Source organism: Microbulbifer sp. SAOS-129_SWC (assembly GCF_039696035.1).
Classification (GTDB): Bacteria; Pseudomonadota; Gammaproteobacteria; order Pseudomonadales; family Cellvibrionaceae; genus Microbulbifer.
On record NZ_CP155567.1, the window covers coordinates 2,558,398 to 2,573,402 of the forward strand.

General features: G+C 60.5%; 10 protein-coding genes. 7 read left to right on the forward strand and 3 right to left on the reverse strand.

Going from position 1 to position 15,005, the window contains the following annotated elements; translation table 11 throughout:
* The first annotated feature begins 30 nt into the window (after nucleotides 1-30).
* Together ABDK11_RS11080 and ABDK11_RS11085 are read left to right on the forward strand one after the other, a co-directional pair.
* Complete coding sequence (locus ABDK11_RS11080; protein ID WP_346836569.1) at nucleotides 31-2,070, forward strand: DUF3604 domain-containing protein; 2,040 nt, start codon at nucleotides 31-33, stop codon at nucleotides 2,068-2,070.
* Between the two features lie 365 nt (nucleotides 2,071-2,435).
* Nucleotides 2,436-4,046: an arylsulfatase gene (locus ABDK11_RS11085; RefSeq protein WP_346836570.1), complete on the forward strand. Its 1,611-nt coding sequence runs from the start codon at nucleotides 2,436-2,438 to the stop codon at nucleotides 4,044-4,046.
* 104 nt (nucleotides 4,047-4,150) lie between these two features.
* Here ABDK11_RS11085 and ABDK11_RS11090 read toward each other — a convergent pair whose 3' ends face one another.
* Complete coding sequence (locus ABDK11_RS11090; RefSeq protein ID WP_346836571.1) at nucleotides 4,151-5,701, reverse strand: arylsulfatase; 1,551 nt, start codon at nucleotides 5,699-5,701, stop codon at nucleotides 4,151-4,153.
* A gap of 84 nt (nucleotides 5,702-5,785) precedes the next feature.
* Entirely contained in the window at nucleotides 5,786-6,811 is a 1,026-nt protein-coding gene (locus tag ABDK11_RS11095) for an HAD family hydrolase (RefSeq protein ID WP_346836572.1), read from the reverse strand.
* Between the two features lie 383 nt (nucleotides 6,812-7,194).
* Between ABDK11_RS11095 and ABDK11_RS11100 the strand changes: the two genes are divergently transcribed.
* Nucleotides 7,195-9,489, forward strand: a complete 2,295-nt coding sequence (locus ABDK11_RS11100) for a tetratricopeptide repeat protein (RefSeq protein ID WP_346836573.1) — start codon at nucleotides 7,195-7,197, stop codon at nucleotides 9,487-9,489.
* 25 nt (nucleotides 9,490-9,514) lie between these two features.
* On the opposite strand, the gene ABDK11_RS11105 is transcribed toward ABDK11_RS11100, so the two are convergent.
* Nucleotides 9,515-10,525, reverse strand: a complete 1,011-nt coding sequence (locus ABDK11_RS11105; RefSeq protein ID WP_346836574.1) for an AraC family transcriptional regulator ligand-binding domain-containing protein — start codon at nucleotides 10,523-10,525, stop codon at nucleotides 9,515-9,517.
* Nucleotides 10,526-10,696: 171 nt separating this feature from the next.
* Here ABDK11_RS11105 and ABDK11_RS11110 point away from each other — a divergent pair, with 171 nt between their 5' ends.
* The 4 genes from ABDK11_RS11110 to ABDK11_RS11125 all read left to right on the forward strand — a co-directional run bounded on the left by ABDK11_RS11110 (nucleotide 10,697) and on the right by ABDK11_RS11125 (nucleotide 14,927).
* Nucleotides 10,697-11,680 (forward strand): NAD-dependent epimerase/dehydratase family protein, encoded by a 984-nt coding sequence (locus tag ABDK11_RS11110; RefSeq protein WP_346836575.1) that lies wholly within the window; start codon nucleotides 10,697-10,699, stop codon nucleotides 11,678-11,680.
* A 48-nt stretch (nucleotides 11,681-11,728) separates the two neighbouring features.
* Nucleotides 11,729-12,235 carry a 2,4'-dihydroxyacetophenone dioxygenase family protein gene (locus ABDK11_RS11115; protein WP_346836576.1) on the forward strand — a complete coding sequence of 169 codons (507 nt, stop codon included), beginning with the start codon at nucleotides 11,729-11,731 and terminating at the stop codon, nucleotides 12,233-12,235.
* 123 nt (nucleotides 12,236-12,358) lie between these two features.
* The gene (locus tag ABDK11_RS11120; RefSeq protein WP_346836577.1) at nucleotides 12,359-13,195 is read left to right on the forward strand and encodes an SDR family NAD(P)-dependent oxidoreductase; all 837 of its coding nucleotides are present in this window, start codon (nucleotides 12,359-12,361) and stop codon (nucleotides 13,193-13,195) included.
* Nucleotides 13,196-13,352: 157 nt separating this feature from the next.
* Entirely contained in the window at nucleotides 13,353-14,927 is a 1,575-nt protein-coding gene (locus ABDK11_RS11125) for an AMP-binding protein (protein ID WP_346836578.1), read from the forward strand.
* The last annotated feature ends 78 nt before the right edge of the window (nucleotides 14,928-15,005 follow it).

The window sequence follows — 15,005 nt, forward strand, 5'->3', positions numbered from 1 at the left end:
TCACGAATTTTGGCAAGGAGTGACTCAACCATGTTCTGGCAAAAGCCCAGCTCGCTGCTCGTTCTGATCTCCCTGGTGACCGCGCTGGCCGCCTGCGGCGGTGAACGCGCTGACAAGGAAAACGCTGCCGAAAAACCAGCGGCAAAAGCCTCTGAGGAATCGGGCTCCACGGGTGAACAAATCATCGGCGAGGAAATGGGCACCGCCGCTCCGAAGTCGGGCGCGCTTGATACCGAGTCCAACCCTTACGCCGCCAGCGGTTCGAGCAAACGCCCCCCCGCCACCCACCCGGCCGCCTCGTCCGCCGACTACCCGACCAATGTCTACTTCGGCGATACGCACGTGCATACCGGTTGGTCCGCCGATGCGGGCATGGACGGTGCTATCCTCACACCGGAAGATGCGTATCGCTTTGCACTCGGCGAAGTGGTGAAATCCAATAGCGGCATCAAAGCCCAGCTGCATCGCCCCTACGACTGGTTCATGATCACCGATCACTCCGATGGCATGGGCGTCATCAACGAAATTATTGCCGCCAATCCGGAAATGATGGCCAACGCCACCGTAAAACGATGGCACGACGCACTCGCCTCCGGCGACGAAAAGGCTGCGGCAGACGCAAAAAGCGAACTGATCGTGCTGCAGTCGGAAGGCAAGTTACCCAAGGTGGTGATGGATCCGAAGTGGATGAAGTCGGCCTGGGAGAAGACTGTCGACGCCGCGGAGAAATATAACAAGCCCGGCGAATTCAGCACCTTTATCGCCTTTGAGTGGACCGTCAACGCCAACGGCGGCGACAATCTGCACCGCAACGTGATCTTCCGCGACGGCGCCGACCACACCCGCAGCCTGCTGCCCCTGACCACCTTCGAAACCCAGGATCCGGAAAAACTCTGGGCGTGGATGGAGGCCTACGAGCAGAAAACCGGCGGCCGCGTGCTCGCCATCCCACACAACGGCAACCTGTCCAACGGGCGCATGTTCGAGGAACAACGCTTCGACGGCTCACCGATGACCAAGAAGTGGGCGCAGATGCGCGCAAAATACGAGCCGCTGTTCGAGGTCACCCAGATCAAAGGCCAGAGTGAATCACACCCCACCCTGTCGCCCGAAGACGAGTTCGCCAATTGGGACCTGTGGGATCGCGGCAACCTGATTTTGGCCCCCAAACCCAAGGGGGCAATCAAACATGAATACTGGCGCGAGGCGCTGAAGAGTGGCTTGCGCCTGGAAGAGGAGCTGGGCACCAACCCCTTCCAGTACGGCGCCAATGGCGCCACCGATACCCACACCGGCCTGTCCACCACGGAGGAAGATAACTTCTTCGGCAAATTCAAGACGCTGGAACCGAGCAACAAGAATCGCTGGAATTTCCCGCTACTGACGGGACCGGCAGGCTCCTATATGGGCTGGGAAATGGCCGCGTCCGGTGTCATGGGCGTGTGGGCGAAGGAGAATACGCGCGAATCCATCTGGGACGCGATGATGCGTAAGGAAACCTTTGCTACCACCGGCCCGCGGATCACCCTGCGGTTCTTCGGCGGTTTCGACTTTACCGATGCGGACAGCGAAGGCGACATCGCCGACGTCGGCTATCACAAGGGTGTGCCCATGGGCGGCAAGATCAGTGGCGCAAAAAAGGGCCAAGCCGCCACTTTCCTCGTCGCCGCGATGAAAGACCCGGAGGGCGCCAACCTCGACCGGGTACAGATTATCAAGGGCTGGCTGGATAGCGACGGCAAGACCCACGAAAAAATCTACAACGTCAAGTGGTCCGACGACCGCAAGCCGGGCGCCGACGGCAAACTGCCACCGGTCGGTGACACCGTCGATCTCGACCAAGCCACCTACCAGAACTCCATTGGCGCCAAGCAGTTAATCGGCACCTTCAAGGATCCGGACTTCAACCCCGCGGAAAAAGCCGTCTACTACGTGCGTGTACTGGAAATACCCACGCCGCGCTGGACCCTATACGACAAGGTGCGCTTTGGCCTGGGCGACATGGATAAGAAGGTACCCCTGGTGCACCAGGAACGTGCCTTTTCCAGCCCGATCTGGTATGCGCCGTGATGTCGCCTGAAACAGCAACAGGGTTTGGGAATCAACTAAGCTCGCCTCATTCGCGCCTCGGCGTGAATGAGGCAGGTTTGCACAAATAAAATTCTTGTCGTAAGAAAATTCCGCATGGACACGCTGGATATTGGGAAACGGGTTACCTGTTCTGCCCGCCCCGCACGTTGTTAATCCGCAACCATGCCTGTGATCATCAACTGGAGTTACCCATGCGCCACCTATTCCCATGTATTCTGTTGACCATATTCCTCTGCGCCTGTGGCGCCAAAAATGAAACCTCGGCTGGGCAACCAGAGCGCCCCATCAGCAGCGGACTCATTGCTGCGGCGCACGCACAAACCGATGCAGGCTCCGCCAGCCGCATGCAGAGTTATGATACCGACAACGCAGCGCCGGCCAAGACAGCCGGCACCAAGCCCAATATCCTGCTGATCGTTTCCGACGATACCGGCTGGGGGGATCTGGGTCCCTACGGCGGCGGTGTCGGGCGCGGTATGCCGACACCCAACATCGACAAGATGGCCGACAACGGCATGACCTTCTTCTCCTTCTACGCACAGCCCAGCTGTACTCCGGGCCGGGCGGCCATCCAGACCGGTCGCATCCCCAACCGCAGCGGCATGACGACCGTGGCCTTCCAGGGCCAGGGCGGCGGCCTGCCGCACGCGGAATGGACACTCGCTTCCGTCCTCAAGAAAGCCGGCTACAAGACCTATTTCAGCGGCAAATGGCACCTGGGCGAATCCGACTACGCCCTGCCCAACGCCCAGGGTTATGACGTGATGAGACACGCCTTCCTCTATCACGCCAATGCCTATACCTATGGCGATCCCACCTGGTTCCCGGATATGGACCCGAAGCTGCGCGCCATGTTCAACAAGGTCACCAAGGGCTCGATGTCCGGCAACGCCGGGGAAAAAGCGCACGAGGACTGGAAAGTCAACGGCCAGTATGACAACACGCCGAAAAAAGGCGTCGTCGGCCTACCCTTCCTCGATGAGTACATCGAGAAAGACGGTGTGGCATTCCTCGAGGACGCGGCCAAGAATCCCGATCAGCCGTTCTTCATCAACATCAATTTCATGAAGAACCACCAGCCGAACATGCCCGCGCCGGAGTTCAAGCACAAGTCGATGTCCAAGAGTAAATATGCCGATGCCGTGGTCGAGTTGGATACACGTATCGGGCATATCATGGACAAGCTCCGCGAACTCGGCCTGGACAAAAATACGCTGGTATTTTACACCGTCGATAACGGCGCCTGGCAGGACGTGTTCCCCGATGCCGGCTACACCCCCTTCCGCGGTACCAAGGGCACCGTGCGCGAAGGCGGCAACCTGGTTCCGGCGATCGCCGTATGGCCGGGTAAAATCAACGGCGGGCAACGCAATCACGATATTGTCGGCGGGCTCGACCTGATGGCGACCTTTGCCGCGGTCGCGGGGATAGACCTGCCGAAAAACGACCGCGAAGGCAAACCGATCTATTTCGACAGCTATGATATGTCGCCGATTTTAAACGGCAGGGGCAAGAGTAAACGCACGTCGTGGTTCTATTTCACCGAGGATGAACTGACCCCCGGTGCCGCCCGTGTCGGCAACTACAAAGCCGTCTTCAACCTGCGTGGCGACGATGGTGCACGGACCGGTGGTCTCGCGGTCGACACCAACCTGGGGTGGAAAGGCGCCAAAAAATATGTCGCCACCGTACCGCAGGTCTTCGATCTGTGGCAGGACCCGCAGGAGCGCTACGACCTGTTCATGAACAACTTTACCGAGCGCACCTGGACCATGGTCACCATCAGTGCGGCGATCCAGGACCTGATGAAGACCTATGTAAAATACCCGCCGCGCAAACTGCAGAGCGAGACCTATACCGGCCCGCTGACGATCACCCAATATCAACGCTTCAACTGGGTGCGCGAGCAGCTGGATAAGGAAGGGGTGCATATCCCGATGCCGACGGGCAACTAGGAAAATACGTTTGCAGGAACGTCCCTTCAAAAAGGTCAACTCCAATAAAAAAGGGCCCGCGCTGGTGCGCGGGCCCTTGTTATTTTCCGGCCAATCGAAACAAGTCACTTACCGGTGATACCGGATTCCAGTTGCTTCTGGATCTTTTCCAGGTTGAAAGATCCCGGGGTCTGGCTGGGCGGGTACTCTTTCATCGTCTTCAGGAACTTAGCCGCATACTGCTGCATCGGCACCAGTACAAAGGCGTGGTCGAGCAACCAGTCATAGTAGGTATTGGCATTGTGCTGGGCACGCTCGAACGGATCTCTGCGCAAATTGAAAATCAGCGGTACCCGGAGTTGCGTAAAGGGCTCCATCCAGACGCCGAAGGCCTTGCCGCGGTTTTCAAGGAACACCGCCTTCCAGGCGTCGTAGCGCATCGCCACAATCTGGCCATCATCGTTGACGTAGATGAACTCATGCCGCGGCGACTTGTCGGTTTTCCCGGTGAAATAGTCCAGCATGTTGTAGCCGTCGATATAGTTGCGATACTTGCGCCCTTCCAGGTTTACCCCCTTGAGCAGCTGTTGCTTGATATTGGGATTACCGCCAATTGCCGCCAGCGTCGGCAGCCAGTCTTCATGGGAGACAATGCCATTGAGGGTTTTGCCCGCGGGGAACTTTCCGGGCCAGCGCACAAACGCCGGTACCCGATAGGCGCCCTCCCAGTTGGAGTTTTTCTCACTGCGGAATGGCGTGGTTCCCGCATCGGGCCAGGTATTGAAATGCGGGCCATTGTCAGTGGAATAAAACACGAGCGTGTTGTCCGCGATGCCCAGCTTGTCGAGCGTATCCAGCAGCTGCCCGACGTTCATGTCGTGCTCGACCATACCATCCTGGTACTCATTGCTGTTCGGCCCAGCCAGGTTCTTGTGCGATGCGCGCACATGGGTGCGGAAATGCATCCGGGTGGCGTTCCACCAGACAAAGAAGGGCTTGTTGGCCTTGTGCGCACGCTCGATAAACTTGATCGCCGCGGCCACGGTTTCGTCATCGATGGTTTCCATACGCTTCTTGGTCAGCGGGCCGGTATCCTCTATTTTCCCACCCGCATAGGAGTGAATCACGCCGCGCGGGCCGTATTTCTTGCGGAATTCCGGGTCTTTCGGGTAGTCGCGGTTTTCCGGTTCCTCCTCCGCGTTCAGGTGATAGAGGTTGCCGAAGAATTCATCGAAGCCGTGGTTGGTGGGTAGGTGCTCGTCGCGGTCGCCCTGGTGGTTCTTGCCGAACTGCCCGGTGGTGTAACCGAGGCTCTTCATCACAGTGGCGATGGTGACATCGGAATCCTGCCAGCCTTCTTTCGCGCCCGGCAACCCGACTTTGGTCATGCCCGTCCTCACCGGCACGTTGCCACCGAGAAATGCGGCGCGACCCGCGGTGCACGACTGCTGCCCGTAATAATCGGTAAACGAAAGCCCCTCTTTGGCGATACGGTCGATATTGGGTGTCTTGTACCCCATCAAGCCGCGGCTGTTGAAGCTGATATTGGTGATACCGATGTCATCGCCCCAGATCACCAGAATATTGGGCTTGTCCTGGGCCTGGGCAGCCCCGTGGTAAAAAGCAAACAGTAATAGCGGGACCAGGATCAGTCCGCGCAATGAAGGTAGGTACATTATGTCCTCCAGAGTCTCAGCCTGCCGAAAAATCAGCGCTCCGGGAGGGACAGGCAGGCTGCCGGAGCGCACGAAACTAGCCGGTTACTGAGTGGGCGCGCTGCTGCGGTTGCCCCACGGGAAGATCGTCTTCCAATCCTTTTTCATATCGATCACTGTCCAGCCATGCCTGGGCGCGGCAGACAGGGCCTGATCCAGGCGACCGACCGGGGAATCCTTGTCGTAGGCCCATTCGCGCCCGGCATCTGTGTGGTGGAGAAGCAAACCGAAGCGCGGCCCCGGGCCAGAGGTCGTCCACAGCAGCATCTCGAAGTCGCCATCGGAATTGCCCGCCGCAAAGACGGGGCGGCGACCAATATGCTGGTAGATGCCAACCGGCTTGCCGGCCTTGTCGTCGATCAGGTTGACCTCGGGTAACTTGATGATCACCGGCTTGCCGTCACGCAGTTCAAATTTGGCTTTCAGGCTGCTGCCAACCACCTGTTCGGGGGGGATACCGTAAGTTTTTTCGGCAAAGGCACGTAGAAAATCGATACCGCCACCGGAGACGATGAAGGTCTTGTAACCATTGCTGCGCAGATAGTTGAGAAGCTCCAGCATGGGCTGGTAGACCATCTCGGTATAGTGCTTGTGGGTTTCGGGGTGCCGCGCTGTAGCCAGCCATTGCTTGACGCTCTGCCGGAACTCGTCGCCGCTCATACCGGTGTGGGTCGCCGCGAGCAGTTGCATCAGGGCGGGCTTGCCGCCGGCGAGTGCCTTGCGGGAATCGCCCTTCAGAATCGAGGCGAAGGGCTCCTTGGCTTTCCACTCCGGGTGCCGGGGCGCCTGTTGCCTGACTTTATCAATCGCGTAAAGCAGCTGGAAATAGACCGGCTTCTCCGCCCACAGCGTGCCGTCATTATCGAAGGTGGCGATGCGCTGTTCCCGGGGGACAAAGTCGGGCGATCCGCTTTTTGTGGTCTTGTTGACGAAAGTAATGATCGCCTGCTTCACCTTGCCATCGTTCCAGGATGGCAGCGGGTCGGTCGGCTGCGCAGCCACTACCCCGGCGAAACTACAGAGAACAAACCCCAGCGCGACCAGGGCGCGGGAAAAGTGTTTGGACTTCATGGCTGGTTCCCATCCGGCATCGAAAGCCATCCCCCGTGGAAACGGTGGTGTGGCACTTAATTTCACTTTAGCCGACAGGACAGACACGGCGTTCCAATTAGCGCCGGGAACCCGGCAGTCATCGGATTCAACCCACGCCCCCGCAGGGCAGCAGTGTCACCGAGCAGCATTGCCGGCCAGTGCCTTTATTCACGGGAGTTGAAGCGGGCGGTGTGTCGGATATTGCGCCTAAACCTGGCCGGGGACGCACGAACAGGCGCCAGATTAGAGAGGCCTGAACTAACCTAGAGGGGTCACGCGACGAACGTGGCCACGGAGTCAATAACAGGCGTGCAGCATTGATACAGCCACCCTGCAACGCCATCGCAAAATACGAACGCCCTATGCCGATATTTCTGAGGTTTCTGCTGCTCGCGCTACTGCTCGCCGGTTGCGACAAGAACAATCCGCCCGATCAGGCGCAGGCAAACGCCGGCGCCGCGCCGGCAACGAATGCGCCTTCCCCCGCCCCTGCTGCTGCCCCCGCGCCGGCAGTGACCGCGGCTACGGCCAAAAGCGCGCCCGGGCATGCCGAGTATGTCGGCGCTCGAGTTTGCGGGAGCTGCCACCAGCGGGAATTCCAGTCCTGGCACCAATCCGACCACGACATGGCGATGACACAGGCGACGACGGCCACCGTTGACGGTGACTTCGACAACGCCGAGTTCAACTACTTCGGCACCCGTTCTCGCTTCTATAAAAAGGGGGGAAAATTCTTCGTCCGTACCGACGGTGCGGACGGCGCGTTGCACGACTACCCGATCGCCTACACCTTCGGCATCTATCCGCTGCAGCAGTACCTGGTGGCGTTTCCGGGCGGCCGCCTGCAGGCGCTGAGCATTGCCTGGGACAGCCGCAGCAAGTCAGACGGCGGCCAGCGCTGGTTCCACCTGAATCCGGACGAGCACATCGAACACGGCGATGAGCTGCACTGGACCGGGCGCAATTACAACTGGAACTTCATGTGTGCCGACTGCCATTCCACCAACCTGCAGAAAAACTACGATCCCGTCAGCCGCAGCTACGATAGCCAATGGTCTGAAATCAATGTCGCCTGCGAAGCCTGCCACGGCCCCGGCGCGCGGCATGTCCAGTGGGCACAGAAACCCCACGGTAGCGGCGCGGACAAGGGCTTTGCGCAGTCCTTTGCTGCCCGCCGGCAGGCGGTCTGGAAAATGAACCCGGATACCGGCATCGCCGAATTACAGCGGCCGGCGCAGACGCAGATGGAGCTCGACACCTGCGCCCCCTGCCACGCCCGCCGCGCCACCCGCTTCCCCGGCGCCAGGCCCGGCGACCCGCTACTGGACCACTACAACCTGGCGCTGCTGGATCCGGGCCTCTACCACGCCGACGGACAGATCGATGGCGAGGTCTATGTTTACGGTTCCTTCCTGCAAAGCAAAATGTACGCAGCCGGCGTGACCTGCAGTAACTGCCACAACCCGCACAGCCTCAAGGTGCGCGCACCGGGCAACGCCCTGTGCGGCCAGTGTCACCTGCCGTCGAAATTCGACACGCCCAAGCACCATTTTCACCCGGCCAACAGCAGTGGCGCCCAGTGCGTCAGCTGCCATATGCCAACCAAGACCTATATGCAGGTGGATGCGCGCCGCGACCACAGCTTCCGCATCCCGCGGCCGGACCTGTCCGACAAGCTGCACACGCCCAACGCCTGCACCAGCTGCCACGCGGATAAATCCAATACCTGGGCGGCGCAGGTTCTGCGGAAAAAATTCGGCCCACCCACCCGCAGGCATTACGGCGAGGCCATCTACGCGGGCCGCCACGGCCTGCCGGGTGCAGAGGCCGCGCTGGTGCAGCTGATCGCCGATGAATCCCAGCCGGAAATCGCCCGCGCTACCGCGGTAAAACTGCTGCCGCGCTATCTCTCCGGGACCTCGGCGCAATTGCTGCAGGCCATTGCCCAGGGCGATAACGCCCTGCTGCAGCTGGGCCTGGCCCAGTCGCTGCAAGCGTTGCCGTCACAGGTGCGCTCGGCCCTGGCGATCCCCCTGCTTTACGAAAATGAGCGGGTGATCTCCACGCTCGCGGCCAGCGCGCTGGCCGGCACACGGATGGACCGCTTCCCGCAGGCTGTGCAGCAGAAATTCGCCACGGCACTGCGCGGCGCCATCGCCTCGGAAACCTTCACCGCCGACCGCCCGGAATCACTGGCGAACCTGGCCGGAATCCGCGCCGCACAGGGCGATGTGGCGCGGGCCGCAGACCTCTATCAGCAGGCCATCTCGTTGGCGCCCGACTACATCCCCGCGTATGTCAATTTCGCCGACCTGTACCGTGCGAACGGCCACGAGCAGGACGCCGAATCACTGCTGCGCAGTGCCCTGCCCAAAGTCCGCAACAAAGCGCCGCTGCAGCACAGCCTTGGCCTGTCGCTGGTGCGGCAGCATCGCAACACCGAAGCCCTCGACTACCTGCGTGAGGCCGCGGAAAATCCGCACAGCACCGGCCGCTATATCTATGTCTATGCGATTGCGTTGCATTCCGCCGGCAGATCCACGGAGGCGCTGCAGGTGCTCGAGCAGGGGCTGGTACGTTTCCCCCACGACAGGGAAATGCTCCAGGCCCGCGCATCCATCAACCGTGAACTGGGTAATCCGCAGGCCGCACAATAGGCAACACACGCGTGCCCGGTGCCGCTCAGTCGGCCGGGCCCCCGCGGTGCTCACGCCGCCAGTCCCGTGGCGAGCATCCCGTCCAGCGCTTGAAATTGCGGCTGAAGATGGCCACATCCGCGTAGCCGAGATTGAGCGCCAGATCGGTAATCGACAGCCGGCCGTGCTGCAGTTGGCGCTGGGCAATTTCCATTCGGGTATGCTGCAACAAGTCGCGAAACGTGGTGCCCTGCGCCTGCAGGCGTTTCTGCAAAACCCTTGCCTGTACATTCAGCCCTGCGGCGACACGCTCCACGCTGCACTCACCACTCGGCAACAGGTTGGCAATGAGATGGCGCACCTGCGCCTGCAGGTTTCCCGGATAGAGCGACTCCAGCAATCTGATCCGTTGCTGGAAATGTTCCCGCAACAACTCCTCGTCGTAGCGGGGCTTTCTCTCCGTCCAGCTGAGCGGAAAGCTGACGCCGGCGAAATGGCTGGCGAAAACCAGGTGTCCGGCAAAGCGCTGCGAATGCCAGTGCGCGCCTGCCGGCTCCGCTTGCGGCAGGTGAATTTTCAGCTGCGCACTTTCCGTATCGATCATCCGCGCGACCGAATTGAACGCCTGCCCGGCACTCAACTGCACCAGCTGGGAGAGGCCGCTGGCATTGGTGAAATCGAACCCCAGCTGCAACTCGATCAGGTCGCCGTGTGGTACCTGATCGACGTGCACACCATAGGCGTGCAGACTGATGTGCTGGTTCGCATAGCGCAGTGCCGCGCCGAGCGTCTCCTGCTGGCGAATTGACAGGGCAATCTCCCCCAGAGCCAGAACGCTTTGCCCGGACGCCAGCCGCAGGCCGAACATCGGCTCCGCGCAGGCAGTCGCCGCCCTATCCAGCAGGTCGGCAAGGCGGGTGTAGGACACATAGGTATTGGGGTCGCGCAGCTGCGCACTGCTGAATCCACACTGCCGCAACAGTTCGGCCGGGTTCTGCCCCAACTGGCTGACCAGCAGTTCAAACCCCTCAATTGCCCCACTTCGAATCAGGAACATGGTCTCCCCGCGCATGACTCAGAGGCGACGGAAACCGGCCACCCCGCTATTCGCAAATAATCAACTTATGTTCGCAAAAGATCAAGTTGAGATTTCGCGCTATCCATAGACTGCAATCAACGGCAATCCACGCCACCACCAGAACAATAAAAAATGTACCGGAGTAACGCGATGAAGAGAGTGTTTGTAACCGGCGCCGGCGGCTTTATTGGCCGTCACCTGGTTGAGCAGCTGCTCGAGCGAGGCTGCCAGGTCACCGCGCTGATGCTGCCCGGCGAGCCGGTGCCCGCCCGCTGGAGCGGACAGGTCCGTGTCGTCACCGGCGACGTTCGCCGCCTCGACGAACGCGCCGATGCAATCGGTGAGATAGACACCATCTTCCATCTCGCCGCCGTGGTAAGTGACTGGGGCTCCCGCCAGGCACATGTCGACACCACCGTGCGCGGTACCGAGCAGGCCATCCAGCTGGCGCTCAGATGGGATGCGCGCTTCGTCGTCACCACCAGCGTCGCCGCCTTCGGCAGCGCCCTGGGCTCCGGTGTGCTGACGGAAGATACGCCGCGCGGCGTGCCCGCTTCCAGTTACGAATTCGCCAAGCAACAGCAGGAAGACGTGACCCTGCGCGCCGTGCGTGAACACCACCTGAGAGCAGTGATCATCCGGCCGGCCAACGTCTACGGTGTCGGCAGTGTCTGGGTGAACCGCTTCCGCGATTTTCTTGCTGGCCGCAAGCCGTCCCTCCTCGGGCGCGGCAACTGGGATGCGGGACTGGTGCACGTGCGCAACCTGGTCGACGCGCTGCAGCTGGCGGCGATACGCGACAATGTCGCCAACGGCGAAATCTTTGTGATTTCCGATGGCCATGGCGTCACCTGGAAAGAGTACCTCGATACCCTCGCCCGCACGCTGGCCCTGCCCGCCCCCAAAAGCATTCCCAACAGCGCAGCGCGCCTGCTCGCGCCGGTATTCGAGTTTTTTGGTCATCTGCTCAAGATGAAAAAAGCCCCCCCGGTTACCCGTCTCGCCTATCGACTGACCGGTGTAACCAGCACGTTTGATAACCACAAGGCAAAAACGATCCTCGGCTATCGCCCTTCCGTTTCACTGGATGAGGCGATGCAGGAAATACGTCGGGCTTATTGTCAGGCGCAATAGAGCCCGTCCGCCGTTCAATCCAACAACCAACAACAGCAGGTGAGAAAAATGGTCCTTCCCGTTCCGATCCATCCCCAGGACGCGCTCCTGACACTCGACACCAGCAAGCTTCCGCTGATCAAGGATGCCCTGCCCGGCGTGCATATCTACCCGTGCTTTCTCGATCCGGAAAATGGCGTCTGGGTGCTGCGCGTCCTGTTTGAACCGGGCACCACACTGCCGAAACATTTCCATACCGGGCCCGTGCACCTCTACACCATGTCGGGCAGCTGGCACTACGTGGAGTACCCGGACCAGGTGCAGACTCCGGGCAGCTATCTGTATGAACCCGGCGGTTCCATTCACCAGTTCCACGTGCCGGTGGAAAACACCGAGCCAACCGATACCTTTATGGTCGTGATCGGTGCGAATATCAATTTCGACGCCGACGGCAACTTTATGAACGTCATGGACGCCGGCTGGATCGAGATGATGATTCAGGAAGTGGCAAAAGCCCAGGGTGTGGTGCCGCGCTACATCAAGCCGACATCCGGCGCGGGCTATTCCGACGAATAAACGCGTATGCCCTCTCAACCGAGGGGGCAGCGTACCGGCCCCTCTTTGCAACAATCTCTTCCCCAGCAGAGGCTATGCCCGCAGCGGCCGGCCAGATCTGTGGATGTACAGGGTGAATTGAACATGAACAACTGGAAATACGGCTGCCCGCAAGTGGCGTTTGTCTCCGGCGGCGGCAGCGGTATCGGCCTGAACCTGAGCCGCGCACTACTGCAGGATGGCGCCAGCGTGGCGATATTCGACCTCGCTGTCAGCGACGCACTGTTGGTCGAGCTACGCCAACTCTGCCGCAACGGCCAGCGCGTGAAATCCTATACCGTCGACATCACCGATCCCGAAGCAGTCGACGAAGCCATGAACCGCGCCGCAGCGGAACTTGGCGCGCCGGATTTTGCCGTCAATTGCGCTGGCATCCTGCGTACGGCGGTTTTCAGCGCACTGCGCTATGAGACGTTCGAGCTCACCGTGCGCGTCAACCTGATTGGCAGCAGGAATTTTGCCGCCGGCGCACTCCGGCATATGCAGCCCGGCGGCCACCTCGCCCTGACAGCCTCACTGGCGGGCATCTGCGGCAGCTATACGCACGCCGCCTATTCGGCCTCCAAGTTTGGCGTAGTGGGCCTGGCGGAGGTCTTGCGTACCGAACTCAAGCCGCAGGGCATCCATGTCTCGGTCATTTGCCCCGGCGAAATTCAGACGCCGATGCTCGCCGAAGAGCGCAAAGTGGGCAGCCCGGTGACCGAACTGGTGAACGAATTTGCCGGCGTAATGCCGGTAGACAAAGCGGTACAGGGGATCCTCAAGGGCCTGCGCCAGCGCCAGTACATGATTACCCCGGGATTCCGTGCCCGGCTTACGCGCGCCCTCGCCAGAAAGGCCACCACCCTTTTTCACTGGATCGTGGACGGCAAAGTCGCGCAGGGGCTCGCGCTGGAAAGGAGAAAGGCCGGCAACGCGTAAGCCGTTACGGCCGGCACGCTGCTCGGCGCGCCCGCGTGGCATTTGCGGAGCAACAACGACGGCAGCGGCGGTGCACAGTGCGCACCGCCGCTGCCTGCCCCTTACTGAATAATATTGACCGGCGGCACTGACCGGTGTGTCGCTCCCGGAGAATGCCATGACAAACCATGGACTCAATGAAGCCTTCCCCAACCTGGCGGCCTTTATCGAGCGCAGCCTGGATACTTTTGCGGATCGGCCGGCCTATCACTGCCTCGGGCAGACACTGACTTTCGCTGCCATCGAGGAACAATCACGGTATCTGGCCCAGTGGCTGCTTGGCGAGGCCGGGTTGCAGCCCGGCGATCGTATCGCTATCCAGCTGCCCAACATCGCCCAATACCCGATCGCCGCTTACGCAGCGCTGCGCGCCGGGCTCGTTATCGTCAATACCAACCCGCTGTACACACCGCGGGAAATGCAGCACCAGTTTTCCGATTCCGGCGCGCGCGCACTGGTGATCCTTGCAGACTATATCGATAAATTTACCCGCATCGCCACTGACACCGCGATCGAAAAGGTGATCGTCACCGGCGCCGCCGAACTGCGCGGCGAAATGGTCGACGCACCCGCTGACTACATCAGTTTCACCGATGCCCTGGCGCAAGGCAGCCGCCTGCCGGCGATTGCGCAGAGCTCCGCACAGCGCCATGATATTGCCGTACTGCAATACACCGGCGGCACTACCGGCGTGGCCAAAGGCGCCTGCCTGACGCACGCCAACCTGCTCGCCAACGCGGCACAGGTACAGCAGGTGATATCCGGGCGCTGCAACGCAGCAGAGGAAATCTTCGTCTGCCCGCTACCGCTCTATCACATCTACGCCTTTACCGTGAATATGCTGACATTTGCCAGTATGGGCAGCCTGAACATCCTGATTCCAAACCCCCGGGATCTGGACAGCTTTATCGATACGATTGCGCCTTTTCCGTTCACCGGCTTCGCCGGCATCAATACACTGTTCGCCGGCCTCAGCCGTCATCCGGCCTTCCAGCAACTGGACTTCAGTCACCTGAAGATAACTTTCTCCGGCGGTACGGCGCTGACCAGCAGCGCCGCAGAACTCTGGCATTCGGTAACCGGTTGCCGGGTAACGGAAGGCTGGGGCCTCTCGGAAACCTCACCGGTGGTGACACTGAACAGATTCGGCAGCGAAGAGCCGGGTTCGGTCGGTGCGCCGCTCGGCGGGACTGAAGTACAGGTATGGGGACCGAACCAGCAACCGCTTGCGCATGGCGAAGCCGGCGAACTGGTGGTCCGCGGCCCCCAGGTGATGCGCGAATACTGGCAGCGGCCGGAGGATACCGCCAAAGCCATGCACAATGGTTTTTTCAAGACCGGCGATATCGGCCTGGTGCAGGACAATGGCAATATCCGCATTGTCGACCGGTTGAAGGATATGATTATCGTCTCCGGCTTTAACGTCTACCCGAACGAAGTGGAGGATGTGCTGTGCAGCCACCCGCAGGTACGCGAAGCTGCGGTTGTGGGAATGCACAGCGCGCACAGCGGAGAAAGCGTATGCGCCCACCTGGTGGTGGATGGGGAGATCGAAGACTCTGCAATTACCGAATTTTGCCGCGAGCACCTCACCGCCTACAAACTGCCGAAGAAAATTGTAAGACATCGGGAGCTGCCCAAATCCACCGTCGGTAAAATCCTGCGGCGGACACTGCGCAGCGGAGACCATTAATCCGACGGATAATAAAGGGGACCGGGTGAATAACCCTATTGCCGGCTGGCACGTCAGCACCATAAAAAATTCACGCCA

What these genes read in the sequence shown, in the direction of transcription:
- ABDK11_RS11080 (WP_346836569.1), top strand. Translation starts at nt 31, where the DNA reads ATGTTCTGGCAAAAGCCCAGCTCGCTGCTCGTTCTGATCTCCCTGGTG.
- ABDK11_RS11085 (WP_346836570.1), top strand. Translation starts at nt 2,436, where the DNA reads ATGCAGAGTTATGATACCGACAACGCAGCGCCGGCCAAGACAGCCGGC.
- ABDK11_RS11090 (WP_346836571.1), bottom strand. Translation starts at nt 5,701, where the DNA reads ATGTACCTACCTTCATTGCGCGGACTGATCCTGGTCCCGCTATTACTG.
- ABDK11_RS11095 (WP_346836572.1), bottom strand. Translation starts at nt 6,811, where the DNA reads ATGAAGTCCAAACACTTTTCCCGCGCCCTGGTCGCGCTGGGGTTTGTT.
- ABDK11_RS11100 (WP_346836573.1), top strand. Translation starts at nt 7,195, where the DNA reads ATGCCGATATTTCTGAGGTTTCTGCTGCTCGCGCTACTGCTCGCCGGT.
- ABDK11_RS11105 (WP_346836574.1), bottom strand. Translation starts at nt 10,525, where the DNA reads ATGTTCCTGATTCGAAGTGGGGCAATTGAGGGGTTTGAACTGCTGGTC.
- ABDK11_RS11110 (WP_346836575.1), top strand. Translation starts at nt 10,697, where the DNA reads ATGAAGAGAGTGTTTGTAACCGGCGCCGGCGGCTTTATTGGCCGTCAC.
- ABDK11_RS11115 (WP_346836576.1), top strand. Translation starts at nt 11,729, where the DNA reads ATGGTCCTTCCCGTTCCGATCCATCCCCAGGACGCGCTCCTGACACTC.
- ABDK11_RS11120 (WP_346836577.1), top strand. Translation starts at nt 12,359, where the DNA reads ATGAACAACTGGAAATACGGCTGCCCGCAAGTGGCGTTTGTCTCCGGC.
- ABDK11_RS11125 (WP_346836578.1), top strand. Translation starts at nt 13,353, where the DNA reads ATGACAAACCATGGACTCAATGAAGCCTTCCCCAACCTGGCGGCCTTT.